This window comes from Amycolatopsis speibonae (assembly GCF_042647925.1).
Taxonomy (GTDB): Bacteria; Actinomycetota; Actinomycetes; order Mycobacteriales; family Pseudonocardiaceae; genus Amycolatopsis; species Amycolatopsis speibonae.
Genome location: NZ_JBHRWK010000022.1, coordinates 1 through 14012, shown reverse-complemented (window position 1 = coordinate 14012; position 14012 = coordinate 1). Strand labels below are relative to the sequence as shown.

General features: G+C 69.0%; 13 protein-coding genes. 5 read left to right on the top strand and 8 right to left on the bottom strand.

Going from position 1 to position 14012, the window contains the following annotated elements; all coding sequences use genetic code 11:
* Positions 1-15 precede the first annotated feature (15 nt).
* Genes ACFOSH_RS15995 through ACFOSH_RS15985 form a run of 3 tightly spaced genes read right to left on the bottom strand, consistent with a single transcriptional unit; the run spans position 16 to position 1841 of the window.
* The gene (locus ACFOSH_RS15995; RefSeq protein ID WP_378239681.1) at positions 16-831 is read right to left on the bottom strand and encodes a zf-HC2 domain-containing protein; all 816 of its coding nucleotides are present in this window, start codon (positions 829-831) and stop codon (positions 16-18) included.
* Positions 828-1370 (bottom strand): RNA polymerase sigma factor, encoded by a 543-nt coding sequence (locus tag ACFOSH_RS15990; protein WP_378239680.1) that lies wholly within the window; start codon positions 1368-1370, stop codon positions 828-830. The genes ACFOSH_RS15995 and ACFOSH_RS15990 overlap by 4 nt, the downstream gene beginning before the upstream one ends.
* A 54-nt stretch (positions 1371-1424) precedes the next feature.
* Positions 1425-1841 (bottom strand): winged helix-turn-helix transcriptional regulator, encoded by a 417-nt coding sequence (locus ACFOSH_RS15985; protein ID WP_378239678.1) that lies wholly within the window; start codon positions 1839-1841, stop codon positions 1425-1427.
* Positions 1842-1908: 67 nt separating this feature from the next.
* Here ACFOSH_RS15985 and ACFOSH_RS15980 point away from each other — a divergent pair, with 67 nt between their 5' ends.
* Positions 1909-2823 carry an NADP-dependent oxidoreductase gene (locus ACFOSH_RS15980; protein ID WP_378239677.1) on the top strand — a complete coding sequence of 305 codons (915 nt, stop codon included), beginning with the start codon at positions 1909-1911 and terminating at the stop codon, positions 2821-2823.
* Here the strand turns inward: ACFOSH_RS15980 and ACFOSH_RS15975 are convergent.
* The 4 genes from ACFOSH_RS15975 to ACFOSH_RS15960 form a co-directional block, all read right to left on the bottom strand.
* Entirely contained in the window at positions 2820-3740 is a 921-nt protein-coding gene (locus tag ACFOSH_RS15975) for a MazG family protein (RefSeq protein ID WP_378239675.1), read from the bottom strand. The two genes, ACFOSH_RS15980 and ACFOSH_RS15975, sit on opposite strands and share 4 nt — an antisense overlap.
* Entirely contained in the window at positions 3737-4741 is a 1005-nt protein-coding gene (locus ACFOSH_RS15970; protein ID WP_378239674.1) for a hypothetical protein, read from the bottom strand. The genes ACFOSH_RS15975 and ACFOSH_RS15970 overlap by 4 nt, the downstream gene beginning before the upstream one ends.
* 68 nt (positions 4742-4809) lie before the next feature.
* Positions 4810-8364: a transcription-repair coupling factor gene (mfd, locus tag ACFOSH_RS15965; protein WP_378239961.1), complete on the bottom strand. Its 3555-nt coding sequence runs from the start codon at positions 8362-8364 to the stop codon at positions 4810-4812.
* 56 nt (positions 8365-8420) lie between these two features.
* Positions 8421-9335 (bottom strand): LLM class flavin-dependent oxidoreductase, encoded by a 915-nt coding sequence (locus ACFOSH_RS15960; RefSeq protein ID WP_378239673.1) that lies wholly within the window; start codon positions 9333-9335, stop codon positions 8421-8423.
* Positions 9336-9421: 86 nt separating this feature from the next.
* Here ACFOSH_RS15960 and ACFOSH_RS15955 point away from each other — a divergent pair, with 86 nt between their 5' ends.
* Positions 9422-10186, top strand: coding sequence for an MmyB family transcriptional regulator (locus ACFOSH_RS15955; protein ID WP_378239672.1), 765 nt, complete (start codon positions 9422-9424; stop codon positions 10184-10186).
* On the opposite strand, the gene ACFOSH_RS15950 is transcribed toward ACFOSH_RS15955, so the two are convergent.
* Positions 10113-10742, bottom strand: a complete 630-nt coding sequence (locus ACFOSH_RS15950) for a class I SAM-dependent methyltransferase (RefSeq protein WP_378239671.1) — start codon at positions 10740-10742, stop codon at positions 10113-10115. The two genes, ACFOSH_RS15955 and ACFOSH_RS15950, sit on opposite strands and share 74 nt — an antisense overlap.
* A 131-nt stretch (positions 10743-10873) precedes the next feature.
* Between ACFOSH_RS15950 and ACFOSH_RS15945 the strand changes: the two genes are divergently transcribed.
* From ACFOSH_RS15945 to ACFOSH_RS15935, 3 genes are read left to right on the top strand one after another with little or no spacing between them, the layout of a single operon-like run.
* Entirely contained in the window at positions 10874-12040 is a 1167-nt protein-coding gene (locus ACFOSH_RS15945) for a sensor histidine kinase (RefSeq protein ID WP_378239670.1), read from the top strand.
* Complete coding sequence (locus ACFOSH_RS15940; protein WP_378239669.1) at positions 12037-12702, top strand: response regulator; 666 nt, start codon at positions 12037-12039, stop codon at positions 12700-12702. Before ACFOSH_RS15945 ends, ACFOSH_RS15940 begins: the two co-directional genes overlap by 4 nt.
* Positions 12703-12723: 21 nt before the next feature.
* Positions 12724-13908 carry a PQQ-dependent sugar dehydrogenase gene (locus ACFOSH_RS15935; protein ID WP_378239668.1) on the top strand — a complete coding sequence of 395 codons (1185 nt, stop codon included), beginning with the start codon at positions 12724-12726 and terminating at the stop codon, positions 13906-13908.
* Positions 13909-14012 lie beyond the last annotated feature (104 nt).

The window sequence follows — 14012 nt, the reverse complement described above, 5'->3', positions numbered from 1 at the left end:
CGTTCTCCCCTTCGTTCATCGTTCGGTTCCGCTGAGCAGGCCGAAGGCACCCCGACGGAGCACCACCACGACCGCGGTCAGCGCGAAGATCACGCCCCACACCGGAAGCAGCCCGGGATCGAGCGCGGTGGCACGCCCTTGCGAAGCCACCACGGGCAAGAGGATCACCGCCAGCCAGATCCCGGCCAGGACATACGCCGCCCGCGTCACCCCGATCACCCCGCCGAGCGCGAGCGTCCCGGTGGTGAACGCCAGGCTCGGCAGGAGCCCGAGCCCGAATCCGCCGCCGGCGACCCAGCCGGCGAGGGCCTGTACCGGCAGGATGACGGCGAGGACCGCCGTCGTCCGGCGCAGCACCAGGTAGAACCCGCCCCTCGGCGCGGAAGTGACGAGTTCGTAGGCTGGATCAAGACCCTTGGACCAGGACACCGCGACCCCGAGCACCGGCAGCAAGGGCGAGAAGAGCTGGACGAACGAGTAATGCCCGCTCCAGATGAAACCGGCCCCGTCCAGCAGGAAGCCGATCGCCGGGATCAGGATGATCATCACCAGCCACGGCAGCATCACCGGCGTCACCCAGGTGTGCAGCCGCCCGGCCCACCGGCTTCGTGATCGCCCCGGCCCCGCTTCGGCCAGTTTCGGGCCCAGCCCGGCCCAGACGTCGCCCACCAGCGCCGACACCGTCGGCGAACTGATTTCGGACAGCCTCCCCCGGCATTCCGCGCACGCTTCGAGGTGGGCTTCGACAGCCCAGATCTCGTCGCCCGCCAAGCCGCCGTCCCCGTGGACGTAACCGGCGAGAAGCTGTCCGGACACGTGTTCCTTCTTCACGACAGCGCCTCCCGCATCGCGATCCGAGCCCGCCTTGCGCGGGTTTTGACGGTTCCTTCAGGCAGGCCGAGCAGGACCGCGGTCTCACGGACGGTCAGCCCGTCGAGCACCATGGCCTGCAGGACCTGGCGTAGTTCAGGAGCGAGCCTTCGCAGCGCGTCGCCGACGTGGTCGCCGACCGCACCGGCCAGCGCCTCGTCCTCGGCGGCGGGCGCGACGGCCGTTTCCGCGACCGGCATCGGCTGCGCATACCGGGCTCGGCGTCGGAAAGCGTCGACCAACCGCCGCGCGGCGATCGTCCACAGCCAGCCGACGGCGCTCCCGCCGACGGCCGAACCGGCGAACGCGCCCGCCGCGCGCCACACCGCGAGGTACGTCTCCTGCATCACCTCGGCGACGATCTGCTCGTCGGCGCAGCGACGGCGCAGGCGCACGGCCAGCCACGGCGACGTGCGGCGGTAGAGCTCCTCGAACGCCGCGCGGTCACCTTTGGCCGTGCGGCGGACGAGCTGCTCTTCGTCCGGTTCTGTTCCCTTCACAACCGGCAAGACGCCGGGATCACGTGATCGGTTCTCACTCGATTGTGTTCCGCATCACAGCGGCTGCGCGGGCACTGCCGCTTTCTCGTCGAAAGCGGAGCGGGCGGCGAAGATCTGGTCGACGTTTTCGACGGCCCATTCGGCGACGGCGTTCGTCAGCCTTCCGACGTCGACACCGAGCGGAGTGAGCCCGTACTCGACCCGCGGCGGGACGGTGGGATAGACGTCCCGCCGGATCAGCCCGTCCCGTTCCAGGGAGCGAAGCGTCTGAGTCAGCATCTTCTGCGTGATCCCGTCGAGCAAACGGCGAAGTTCGCTGAACCGCATCGGCCGCTCATAACGCCGGATCGCGCCGAGGACGTAGAGCGCCCATTTGTTCGCGAGCACTTCGATGACCGTCCTGGACGGGCAGTCACGGCCGTGCACGGCCACCCATTCCTCGAATATCCGCCGCTCATCGAAGGTACCCATGAGGTACCTAGATACCAGTGCAGTGCCTACTTCACAACGGGTACCTGACACCGAGATGCTCATTTCCATGCGAAAGATCCAGCAAGTCTCCTTCGGCGGGCCCGAAGTTCTTCACCTCGCCGAAGCGGAAAAGCCCGTTCCGGGAGAGGGCCAGGTCCTGGTGCGCGTCCACGCCGCCGGGGTGAATCCGGCGGATTGGAAGATCCGGAACGGGCTGGTCACCGGCGATCTGCCGCTGACCGTCGGACTCGATTTCTCCGGAGTGGTCGACTCGGCCGGGACGCGGTTCCGGCCCGGGGACGAGGTCTACGGCGTCACGTTCCCGCCGAACGGCTCGTACGCCGAGTACGTCACGGTCAGCGAAGACGCTCTCTCGCTGAAACCGGAAAGTTTCGATCATGTCGAGGCGGCCGCGCTCCCGATCGCGGCGCTGACCGCGTGGCAGCCGTTCACGCGGGTCTTCCCGGTCGGACCGGGTCACCGGGTGCTCGTCCACGCCGCGGCGGGCGGGGTCGGCCATCTCGCCGTCCAGATCGCGAAGGCCCGGGGCGCGTACGTCATCGGGACCGCACGGGCGGCGAAACACGCGTTTCTGCGCGATCTCGGCGCCGACGAGTTGATCGACTACACGACCGGCGATTTTTCGAAATCGCAGGTCATCGACGTCGTGCTCGACCCGATCTCCGGCGACTACGGTCCTCGCTCCCTGGACACGCTGAAACCGGGAGGTTCGCTGATCGACATCGTCGGGCACGGTCCGGACCGGACGGAGGTCCGGCGGAAGGCCGAAGAACTCGGATTCCGTTTCGAAGAGTTCTACGTCTCCCCGTCCGGAACGGATCTGGCGGAAATCGCCACTTTGGCCGATGCCGGTTCACTCCGGGTCTCGATCGCCGAAGTCCTCCCGCTCGAACAAGCGGCGAAGGCGCACGAACTGAGCGAGTCCGGACGCGTCCAGGGCAAGCTCGTGCTGACGATCTAGTTCGGCCAGAACTTGCGCCAGCCGTCGGCCTCCAGCGTCGTCGGTTCGAGACCGGCGTCGCGGGTGGCCTGTTCGGCATCGCGGATGTCCTGCGCGAACCGCTTCGCCACCGCACGGAGCTCGCCCTCGGGATCGACGCCTGCCCGGCGGGCGGTCGCGGCCACCCGGAACAACTGGGCCGCCGCTTCGGAACCGGCGGGGAACAGGTCGAGCGGGATCCCGGCGCGGCCGCTGCGCTGGCCGAGCTTCCCGGCCAGCGCGACGGCGGGCTGGCCGAGCGCGACGCCATCCACAAGGGACTGGCGGCTCTTTTCGGCCTGTTTCAGTTCTTCCCACTTGAGGTTCTGGTCACCGACGGTCTCGACCCGCGGAGCGTCGGCGAACACGTGCGGATGACGCCCGACGAGTTTCCCGACCAGATCGGACGCGACCTCGTCGATCCCGAACGGGTCGCCCGCGTCCTCGGCGGCGACGCGCGCGTGGAACAGCACCTGGAGCAGGACATCGCCGAGTTCCTCGCGCAAGGCGGCCCTGTCGCCCTCCTCGATCGCGTCGAGCAGTTCGTAGGTCTCCTCGACCAGGTACTGGCGCAGCGACTCGTGCGTCTGGACGGCGTCCCACGGGCACCCGCCCGGCGAACGAAGCCGATCCATCACCTCGACGGCTTCGACGAGCGGCGGAACCGGCGTTTCGATCACCCGCGCGCCCGCCCTGATCAGGGCCGCGGCCCTCGGTTCCCCTCGCGAACCGGCGATGAGCACGAGGTCGCGGACCTGTGCGTCACCGAGCGGGGGAATCCCGAAAACGTCGGGATCGACATCGGAAGCCGCGTACACGGAAGGACTGCTTCGCAAGATCGAGAGTGCCGCGGCGGGCAGTGCCGCCCCGCGGGCGATCACAACGACGGCAGCGGTCACGGGTTTTGCGGGGCGGCACCGTGCACTGGCAGCACGATGCCCTTCTTCGAAGATTCGTTGGGCGCGAGGTCCATGCCCACAACGTCCCACACGCCGTAGCGCGGGTTGACCTTGAGGTCGACCTGGTCGAGGTACGGCTGCAGGAGCCGGATACCCACGCCGGCCAGCTGCTGCGCGCTGGGCTGCGTGGCCTGATCCGTCGCGACGGGCTTGTCGGCGGCTCGTTCACGCACCACGGCGATGACCCACACCGGCTGCTCCGGCGACGGCTGGAACGCGGTGACGGTGTTGGGCTGGATGCCGAACAGGACGGTGCTCGCGATCCCCGGCGACTGGATCGCCGGCAGCTTCAACCCGACATCCACCTTCGTGCCGGGCGCGGTCTTGTCCTGCTCGATCACTTCGGCGGCCGCGGTCGGCGAGGCGGCGAACCGCTTGGCCTTCTCGATCGCCTGCTCGCGCAGCTTGTCCGCGTCGGAGCCGGTGGCGTCGGTCGAGGAGATCGAGCTGAAGTCGAACGTGACGGTGAGCTTGTCCAGGTACTTCATCGCGAGCTGGGTCTGCACCGCCGCGTCGACCAGGGATTCGCGGTGGTCCCGCACACGCGCCACGAGCTGCTGGACGCTGATCGCGGGGTCGTTCTGCGGGTTGGCCTCCATCGGCTTCGCCAGCGGATCGTTCTGCAACGCGTTCACGACGAGCGACTCGTCGACCTGGACGCCTTCCCGCCGAGCGGCGCGCTCGGTGAGGTCGTGGAGGACCTCCTGGCGCACGATCTCACGGCCGACGAGATCGAGCTTGTGCTCCGAGGCGAGCTGCTGCCCGTACGGATGCTCGCGGACTGCCTTGTCGATCAGCTGCTGCACGCGATCCACCGAAACGGTCTTGCCGTCGACGATCACCGCCGCGCCGACCTGCCCGGGTCCGGCGTTGCAGCCGGCGAGGAGAAGAGAACCGGCAAGAACCCCGACCAGCGCACGACGGCGCCCCATGATCCGCATCACAGCGCCTACCCTCTCATACCGGCCCCGGCGAGAGAACCAGGTCGTGAATCGCGATTCGGCTTCGCTCACGCGACGGGTGCCGGCGACTTCATCAGATTCGTCAGCAGCTTCGCGCACCAGTCGAGAAGTTCCTCGTCCCGCAACGCCGGAGCGCCGATGCGGCCGCCCGCCGGACCCTCTGTCGGCTTCGGCACGGAAACCGTGTTCGTCACCGCCTTGTAGAGAGCCTTGGGGTACAAGCGCTTCAGCCGCACCATCTGCGAATCCGCCAGCGGCAGCGGCGCGAACCGGATCGACGTGCCCTGGACGGCGACCTCGGTGACGCCCGCCGCGCGGCAGGTGTGCCGGAAAGCGGCGACCGCGAGCAGCCGTCGCACCGCGGCGGGCGGCTGGCCGTAGCGGTCGACCAGTTCCTCTTGCACGGCTTCGAGCCCGGCCTGGTCGGGCGCGGCCGCGATCTTGCGGTACGCCTCCAGCCGCAGCCGCTCGCCCGGGACGTAGTCGTGCGGGATGTGCGCGTCCACCGGGAGGTCGACCCGGACATCGGCGAGTTCTTCGTCCTCCGCTGTGTCCGCGCCCGCGTGCCGCCGGAACGCGTCGACCGCTTCGCCGACGAGCCGCACGTACAGATCGAACCCGACACCGGCGATGTGCCCGGACTGCTCCGCGCCGAGGATGTTGCCCGCGCCGCGGATCTCCAGGTCCTTCATCGCGACGGCCATACCCGCGCCCAGTTCGGTGTTCTGTGCGATGGTCGCCAGCCGGTCGTGCGCGGTCTCGGTGAGCGGAGCCTCCGGCGGGTACAGGAAGTACGCGTACCCGCGCTCACGACCGCGCCCGACCCGGCCGCGCAACTGGTGCAGCTGCGCGAGTCCCAGCAGGTCACCTCGCTCCACCAGCAGCGTGTTGGCGTTCGAGATGTCCAGCCCGGTCTCGACGATCGTGGTGCAGACGAGCACGTCGTACTCGTTCTCCCAGAAACCCTGGATGATCTTCTCGAGTTTTTCCTCGTTCATCTGCCCGTGCGCGGTGACGACGCGCGCCTCCGGCACCATCTCGCGAATGCGCTTCGCGGCCTTCTCGATCGAAGAAACCCTGTTGTGCACATAGAAGACCTGGCCGTCACGCAGCAGTTCGCGCCGGATCGCGGCGCCGACCTGCTTGTCGTCGTACGCGCCGACGTAGGTCAGGATCGGGTGCCTGTCCTCGGGCGGGGTCAGGATCGTGGACATCTCCCGGATCCCGGCGAGCGACATCTCCAGCGTCCGGGGAATCGGGGTCGCCGACATCGTCAGGACGTCGACGTGTGTCCGCAGCGCCTTGATGTGCTCCTTGTGCTCGACGCCGAACCGCTGTTCCTCGTCGACGATCACCAGGCCGAGATCCTTGTACCGGATCCCGGTCTGCAGCAGGCGATGCGTGCCGATCACGATGTCGACCTCGCCGGCGGCCAGCTGCTCCAGGATCGCGTCGGACTCGTTCTTGTTCGTGAACCGCGAGAGGCCCTTGATCTTCACCGGGAACGAACTCATGCGTTCGGTGAAGGTGTTGAGGTGCTGCTGCGCCAGCAGCGTCGTCGGCACCAGCACCGCGACCTGCTTGCCGTCCTGCACCGCCTTGAACGCCGCGCGCACCGCGATCTCGGTCTTGCCGTAGCCGACGTCGCCGCAGATGACGCGGTCCATCGGGACGCCGCGTTCCATGTCCGCCTTGACCTCGTCGATCGCGGCGAGCTGGTCGTTGGTCTCGGTGAACGGGAAGGCGTCCTCGAGTTCGCCTTGCCACGGGGTGTCCTGCCCGAACGGATGCCCCGGCGCGGCCTGCCGCGCGGCGTAGAGCTGCACCAGCTCGGCGGCGATCTCCTTGACCGCCTTCTTCGCCTTGGCCTTCGTGTTCTTCCAGTCGGACCCGCCGAGCCTGTTCAGCGTCGGCAGCTCGCCGCCGACGTAGCGGGAGACCTCGTCGAGCTGGTCGGTCGGGACGAACAGCCTGTCGCCCGGGTGCCCGCGTTTGGAGGAGGCGTACTCCAGCAGCAGGTACTCGCGGGTCGCGCCGGCGACGGTGCGCTGCACCATCTCGACGAACCGCCCGATGCCGTGCTGGTCGTGCACGACGTAGTCGCCCGCCTTGAGGGCGAGCGGATCCACGGCGTTGCGGCGCCGCGAAGGCATCTTGGTACTGAAGTCCTTAGTGGACGTTCCGGCGCCGGAACCCCGGCCGGTCAGATCCGACTCGGACAGCACCACGAGGGCGCGCTCCGGCGAGACGAAACCGTCCGAAAGGCCGCCACACGTCACCGTCACCACACCGGGCGACGCCGGTCCGGTGAGTCCTTCGGCGAGCGACGCGGGCACGTCTCCCGACGACAGCTGCTCGACGGCACGGGTCGCGGTGCCGTGCCCGGCGACGACGAGTACGGCCGTTCCCCCCGCGGCCGTGTGCGCGCGTAGGTCGGCAGTCGCGCGCTCGACCTCGCCGCGGTAGTTCGGCGCGGCCTCGATCGAGACGCGGTAGACGTCAGGGTCGTCACTGGCCAGCTGCGTCAGCGTCCACCAGGGACGCTTCGTCTCCTGAGCGTGCTTCGCGACCTCCGCGAGGCCTCGGTACGCGGACGCACCGAGATCGATCGGCGCCTGACCGCCCGCGGCGGCCGTGGTCCAGGACGCCTCGAGGAACTCCTGCCCGGTGCGGACCAGGTCGGCCGCGCGGGCGCGGATCTTCTCCGGATCGGCCAGCAGGACGTGCGTGCCCTGGGGCATCGCGTCGGTCAACAGGTCCAGCTCGCCCTCGCACAGCACGGGGATGAGCGCCTCCATGCCCTCGACGGGGATCCCGCCGGACAGCTTGGTGAGCATCTCGGTGAGCTGGGCGTCCGCCTCGTACGTCGTCGCCAGCTCGGCGGCCTTCGCCCGGACAGGCTCGGTGAGCAGCAGCTCGCGGCACGGCGGCGCGCTGACGTGCTGGATCTCGCCCGGCAGCGACCGCTGGTCGGATACCGCGAACGCGCGGATCTCGCTGACCTCGTCGCCCCAGAACTCGACCCGCACCGGATGCTGCGCCGTCGGCCCGAACAGGTCGAGGATGCCGCCGCGCACGGCGAACTCACCGCGCTTCTCGACCATGTCCACCCGCGTGTAGGCGAGCTCGACCAGTCGCTCCAGCAGCCCTTCGAAGCTCTGCTCCTCGCCGACGACCAGGTCGATCGGCGCGAGCGAACCGAGCCCGGGAGCCATCGGCTGGATGAGGCTGCGGACTGTCGCGACGACGACGCGCAGGCCGTCCTCGCCCGTCTTGAGCCGGTGCAGCACCTCCAGCCGCCGTCCGACGGTGTCCGCCCGCGGGGACAGCCGCTCGTGCGGCAGCGTCTCCCAGGACGGGAAGTCGACGACGGCGCCTTCGCCGAGGAACGACTTCAGCGAGGCTGTCAGCTCGTCGGCCTCGCGGCCGGTAGCGGTCACCGCGAGCACGGGGCGGCCGGCGCCCTCGTCCGCGGCGAGGGCGCCCGCGACCAGCTGGCGGGTGGCGATCGCGCCCTGGAGCTCGAGCACCGGGGCACCGGCCCGCTCGACGACCCCGCGAAGGGCCGGATCGGGAAGGATGGAATGAAGGAGTCCGGACAATGGAGCGTTTGTCACCGTCCCAGCCTACGTGGGGGCACCGACAGTCCGCCGCGCGATTACCTGGACAGGGCGTCGACCACCTTCGGGAGCTGCTCGTCGAACTCGGCCGGTTCCTGCGTCGCGATCCGGATCAGCACGTGTTCGGCACCCGCTTCCCCGTATTCGCGAAGCCGCTCCGCGACCTGATCCCGGCTACCCGCGATCTGCACCTGGATCTTCTCGACGAAGTCCAGCGGAACGCCGTAGTTGCGCTGCGCGTAGTCCTCCAGCCGCTCGCGTGCCCGGACCGGGTCGTCTTCGATGAGCACTGTCGCGAACAGCGCGGGTGTCACGGGGCGTACGGCTGCTTCGCGGATCTTCGCGAGGCCCTCGGCATAGTCCGCGACGTCGGGCGGATACGGCAGCCAGCCGTCGTATGACCGGCCCACTCGCTTCAACGCCCCGGGGGTGAAGGCGGCCAGCCACACCGGCGGGCCACCGGGACGGTGCGGCTCCGGGTACTCCGGAAGGGTGTCGTAGTGCAGCACTTCGCCGTGGAACGGGCCGCTCTTCCCGCTCCAGACGTGCCGCCACAGCGCGACGATGTCGTCGAGCCGGGCGCGGCGGCGCTCCCAGGGGACGCCGGTGAAGGCGAATTCGGGTTCGCTTCGGCCCGCGAACCCCGCGCCGACGCCGAGCGTGATCCGGCCCTGGCTGAGCAGGTCGAGCGAGAGGATCGCGTTCGCGGAAAGGAGCGGATCCCGCAAGGCCGGGAGCAGCGCGGCGGTGCCGAGGGTGACCCGCTCGGTTCTGGCGGCGAACGCGCCGAGCAACGTCAACGGATCGACGGGCGCCTTCGCGAGGGTGTCGCCGACCCAGACCGAATCGAGGCCGAGGCCTTCGGCTTCGACCGCGACGGCGACCATTTCCGGCGCGGTGCGCCCGGCGTCGAGGATGGACCGATAAGTGGGAACGACCAGACCGAATTTCATGCCGGAAGCATCTCCGCGGCGGGGAATCGTCTCAATTCCCTCGAAGGAATAGCGGCGCCGCGCGCGACTCGGCCAAGATGAAGACCATGGTTTCCGGATTCGGCCCCGCGCTCAAGGGCTGGCGCGAGCGGCGGCGGCTGTCCCAGCTGGAACTGGCGATCCGGGCCGGAACCACCCAACGGCACGTGAGTTTCCTGGAAGGCGGCCGGTCGATCCCCGGCCGCGGCCTGGTGCTGCGCGTCGCCGAATCGCTCGAATTGCCGCTTCGGGAACGCAACGGCCTCCTGCTCGCGGCCGGATTCGCGCCCGGTTTTCCCGAAACGTCCCTGGACGATCCCAGGCTGCGGCCGGTCCTCGACGGCATGCGGCGCCTGCTCGACGGGCACCGGCCGTACCCGGCCATCGTGGTTGACCGCTACGGCGTGCTCGTCGCCCGCAACGACGCGCTCGACCTGCTCTTCGAGGACGTGGCACCGGAACTGCTGGAGGAACCGGTCAACACCTTGCGGCTCGCGCTGCATCCGGAGGGCATGGCGCCGCGGGTGCGGAACCTCGCGGACTGGGCACGGCACATCCTGGAGCGGCTCACGCAGGAGATCGCGCACGCCCCCGACGAGCGGCTCACCGCGCTGCTGGCCGAACTCGAAAGTTACGTTCCGGAGCCCGGGCCGCCCGGGCCGGACCACCTCGGGTTCGCCGTCCCGATGCGCCTGTCCACTTCGGCGGGCGAACTGCGGCTGATCACGGCCATCACGACCTTCGCGACCGCCGCCGACGTCACGGTGTCGGAACTGAAACTGGAGACGTTCCTTCCCGCCGACGCCGAAACGGCCGAGATCCTGACGCGCTGACCGGCAGTGCCGCGCGGTGCGCGAACGCGGGCGGCAGGTTCGGCCAGACCAGCGGCGTCCGCCCGGTCACCGAGAACCGGTCCCGCAGCGCGGCGGCGAACCGCCGGGCCGGCGGTGTCCAGGCGGCGTGCGCGTAGGCGAACGTCGTGAACCGCCCGTTCGGGGTCAGGATCTCCGCCACCCGGTCGAGGATCCGCTCCTGATGTTCGGCGGGCATGACCGTCCACGGCAGACCGGAGACCACGACGTCGGCCGCTTCGCGGACATATTCGTCCAGGTTCTCGGCGGAACCTTCGACGATCTCGACGTCCGGATGCCGCGCCCGCAGTTCCCTGGCGAGCCGGGGATTGATCTCGACCGCGACGAGCCGTGCGCCCGGCGGCAATCGGCGGACGACGGCGTCGGTGAACACGCCCGTGCCCGGTCCCAGCTCGACGACGAGCCCGGCGGTCTCCAGTCCGAGTCCGGTCGTCATGACCTCGGCGAGTCGCGGTGAACTGGCCGCGATGGCTCCGGTCAACATCGGATGGCGAAGGAATTCCCTGGTGATCGACATGATCCCGACGTTAGGAAGGGATTCCGTGGCCCCGCGTCGGCCGCGACGGCCGGTTCCGTCCTCCCGTGGGAGGACCCCGGGAGTACTCCAGGACGACGCGCTCTCGTACCCGCCGGCGCTACGTTCGGATCGTGCCCAGGCTGTTCGACCGGCTCCGCGCCCATCCGTGGACGACCGACATGCCCCTGTACGCGTGGTTCGTGATCCTCGCTCCGACAGGGTCCTCAGCGATCCCCAAAGCGATCTTGCTCGTGCCGTACCTCTTCCTCGTCCCGCTCCTGTGGCGGCGGCGTCATCCCGAGATCGCCGCGGTGCTGATCGTCGCTGGAGTGACCACGCAGAACCTCGTGGAGATCTGGGCCTACGACCGAGGCCGCGGTGAACTGGCGATGGCCGTCGCGCTCTACACACTGGTCCGCGCGGGAAACCGCCGGTTCGCCGCGCTGATCGCCGTCGCCGTCCTCGCCCTCGACATCACGTGGGGTCTCACCTGGGGGGCGACCACCGAGCAGGGGCCACAGGTGGCGATCTTCGCGACGATCCCGCTGCATGTCGCCGCCTGGGCGCTCGGCGAGTTCTTCCGCGCGAGGCAACGGCTTTCGGACGAGGAAGCGGTGAAAGCCGAACTCGCGGCATCCGAACAGGAAGCCCGCGCGCGAGCCGCCGTCGCCGAGGAGCGCACCCGCATCGCCCGGGAACTGCACGATGTCCTCGCGCACAACGTGAGCGTCATCGTGGTCAACGCCGAGGGCGCGAAACTCATGCGGCACAAGGATCCTGACGCCGTCGACCGCACGCTCGACACGATCGGCAAGGCGGGTCGCGACGCCCTCGCCGAACTGCGCCGTCTCCTGGAAGTGCTCCACGCCGGCGAAGCGGCACGAAGCCCGCAACCCGCCGTCGCGGAGCTTCGCGACCTGGTGGCGCAAGTGAGCGCGAGCGGTCGCGACGTCGGCCTCGAGTTGACCGGCGACGCCGACGGGCTGCCACCCAGTGCCGCGCTCCAGGCGTACCGGATCGTCCAGGAAGCCCTCACGAACATGATCAAGCACGCGCCCGGCGACGCGAGTGGAACCGTCGAGATCGATTTCGGCCGGGGCGGCCACCGCCGCGACGTCCGGATAGCGGTGACGAACACCGGCGGCTCCGGCCCGCTCGCGCCGCGGCTGCCGTCGTCGGGCCGGGGACTCGCGGGAATGGCCCAGCGCGTCGAAATGTTCCACGGCACACTCGAAACCGGGCTCACTCGCGACGGCGGCTATCGGGTCGCGGCGAACCTGGTGGTGGAGCCGGGATGACGGCGACGCCGGTGAAGGTGCTGATCTGCGACGACCAGGAACTGGTCCGGGTCGGGATGGGCATGATCGTCGCGAGTCAGGAAGATCTGATCGTCGCGGGCGAAGCCGCCAACGGCGCCGAAGCCGTCGAGACCGCCCTGAAGCTGCGGCCGGATCTGATCCTGATGGATGTCCGGATGCCGGTCCTCGACGGTGTCGTGGCGACAGAGCGGATCTGCGCGTCCTTGCCGGAAACGCGCGTTCTCATGATCACCACCTTCGACCTCGACGAGTACGCCTACGCCGCGTTGCGCGCGGGTGCCAGCGGGTTCCTGGTCAAGGACGCCCCTGCCGACGAGATCCTCGTCGCGATCCGAGGCGTCCTTCGCGGCGATTCGATGGTCTCCCCCTCGGTCACGAAACGCCTGCTCGACCGCTATCTGGCCGCTGACCGGGACGTCGCCGCCAGCACCCGGCTGGAGAAGTTGACCGAACGCGAAAGGGACGTCCTCACGCTCATCGCGCGCGGTCTGGGAAACGGCGAAATCGCCGCGAAGCTCTACATCGGGGAAACGACGGTGAAGACCCATGTCGGCCGGATCCTCGCGAAACTGTCACTACGCGACCGCGTCCACGCCGTCGTGTTCGCCTACGAAAGCGGTTTGGTTCGCGCGGGCGGTTGAGCGCGATGGCATGCTGATGCCATGCGCACTACCGCCGTCGCCGCGTTCGCCTCGCTGTTCTTACTGGTCACAGCCTGTTCCGGGGCATCGAGCGAAACGGTGCAGAGCGCGCCGCCGGTCACCTCGAAGTCCGCCGTGACGAAACTGAAGGTCGAGCAGGTGACGGCCGGGCTCGAACACGGCTGGGACGTCGGCTTCCTGCCGGACGGGAAGATCCTCGTCACCCAGCGCCCCGGGAAACTGGCCCTGGTCGACGGCGGCACGAAGCGCGACGTCACCGCCGACTTCTCCGACGTCCTCGTACGTGGCGAAGGCGGCCTGATGGGGATGGTGATCAGCAAGGACTTCGCGACGTCACGCGAGTTCATCACCTGCCAGACCCACAAAGAGGGTGACAACGCCGTCGACATCCGGCTGGTCACCTGGCGGCTTTCCGACGACGGCGCGAGCGCCACGAAGGTCAAGGACCTGCTCACCGGACTGCCGGTGAACCCCAGCGGCAGGCACTCGGGTTGCCGTCCCGCGTTCGGCGCGGACGGCGCGCTGCTCGTCGGCACCGGCGACACCGCCCGGCCTCAGCACCCGCAAGACCGCACGAGCCTCGGCGGCAAGGTGCTCCGTGTCGACGCGAAGACCGGGAACCCCTTGCCGGACAACCCGTTCATTACGTCCGCGAATCCGAACGAACAGCGCGTGTTCACCTACGGGCACCGCAACGTCCAGGGCGTCACGGTCCGGCCGGGCACCGGGCAGGTTTTCACCGCCGAGCACGGGCCGACCATCGACGACGAAGTCAACATGGAACGCGCCGGCGCGAACTACGGCTGGGACCCGTCGAAGGGCGGCACCGAGACGAGTTACGACGAAGACGTCCCGATGACCGACACGAAGCGCTTCCCGGACGCGGTCAGTCCTTTGTGGACGACCGGCGAGATCACCGAGGCGATCTGCGGCGCCGAGTTCCTCACCGGATCGCAGTGGGGAACGATCGAAGGATCGCTCGCGGTGACAGCTTTGAAGGGGCAGAAACTCCTGTTGTTCCGCCTCGACGAAACCGGCAAGGTCACCGAAGTGACGTTGCCGCCGGAGTTCGACGACAAGTTCGGCAGGCTGCGGGCCGTCCGGAGCGGACCGGACGGCGCCCTCTACGTCACGACTTCGGAAGGCAAGGACGACAAACTGCTGCGCGTCACCCCGGGCGCCTAATACTCCAGACGGACTTCGTGATGTCGCTGGTGGGCTGCCCGCAGACAGGTGCGGCCACCAGTTGATCATGGTCGGTTGTGTGGACTAACCCTGATCGGCTGGTG

What these genes read in the sequence shown, in the direction of transcription:
- ACFOSH_RS15985 (WP_378239678.1), bottom strand. Translation starts at nt 1,841, where the DNA reads ATGGGTACCTTCGATGAGCGGCGGATATTCGAGGAATGGGTGGCCGTG.
- ACFOSH_RS15960 (WP_378239673.1), bottom strand. Translation starts at nt 9,335, where the DNA reads ATGAAATTCGGTCTGGTCGTTCCCACTTATCGGTCCATCCTCGACGCC.
- ACFOSH_RS15935 (WP_378239668.1), top strand. Translation starts at nt 12,724, where the DNA reads ATGCGCACTACCGCCGTCGCCGCGTTCGCCTCGCTGTTCTTACTGGTC.
- ACFOSH_RS15940 (WP_378239669.1), top strand. Translation starts at nt 12,037, where the DNA reads ATGACGGCGACGCCGGTGAAGGTGCTGATCTGCGACGACCAGGAACTG.
- ACFOSH_RS15950 (WP_378239671.1), bottom strand. Translation starts at nt 10,742, where the DNA reads ATGTCGATCACCAGGGAATTCCTTCGCCATCCGATGTTGACCGGAGCC.
- ACFOSH_RS15970 (WP_378239674.1), bottom strand. Translation starts at nt 4,741, where the DNA reads ATGCGGATCATGGGGCGCCGTCGTGCGCTGGTCGGGGTTCTTGCCGGT.
- ACFOSH_RS15955 (WP_378239672.1), top strand. Translation starts at nt 9,422, where the DNA reads ATGGTTTCCGGATTCGGCCCCGCGCTCAAGGGCTGGCGCGAGCGGCGG.
- ACFOSH_RS15980 (WP_378239677.1), top strand. Translation starts at nt 1,909, where the DNA reads ATGCGAAAGATCCAGCAAGTCTCCTTCGGCGGGCCCGAAGTTCTTCAC.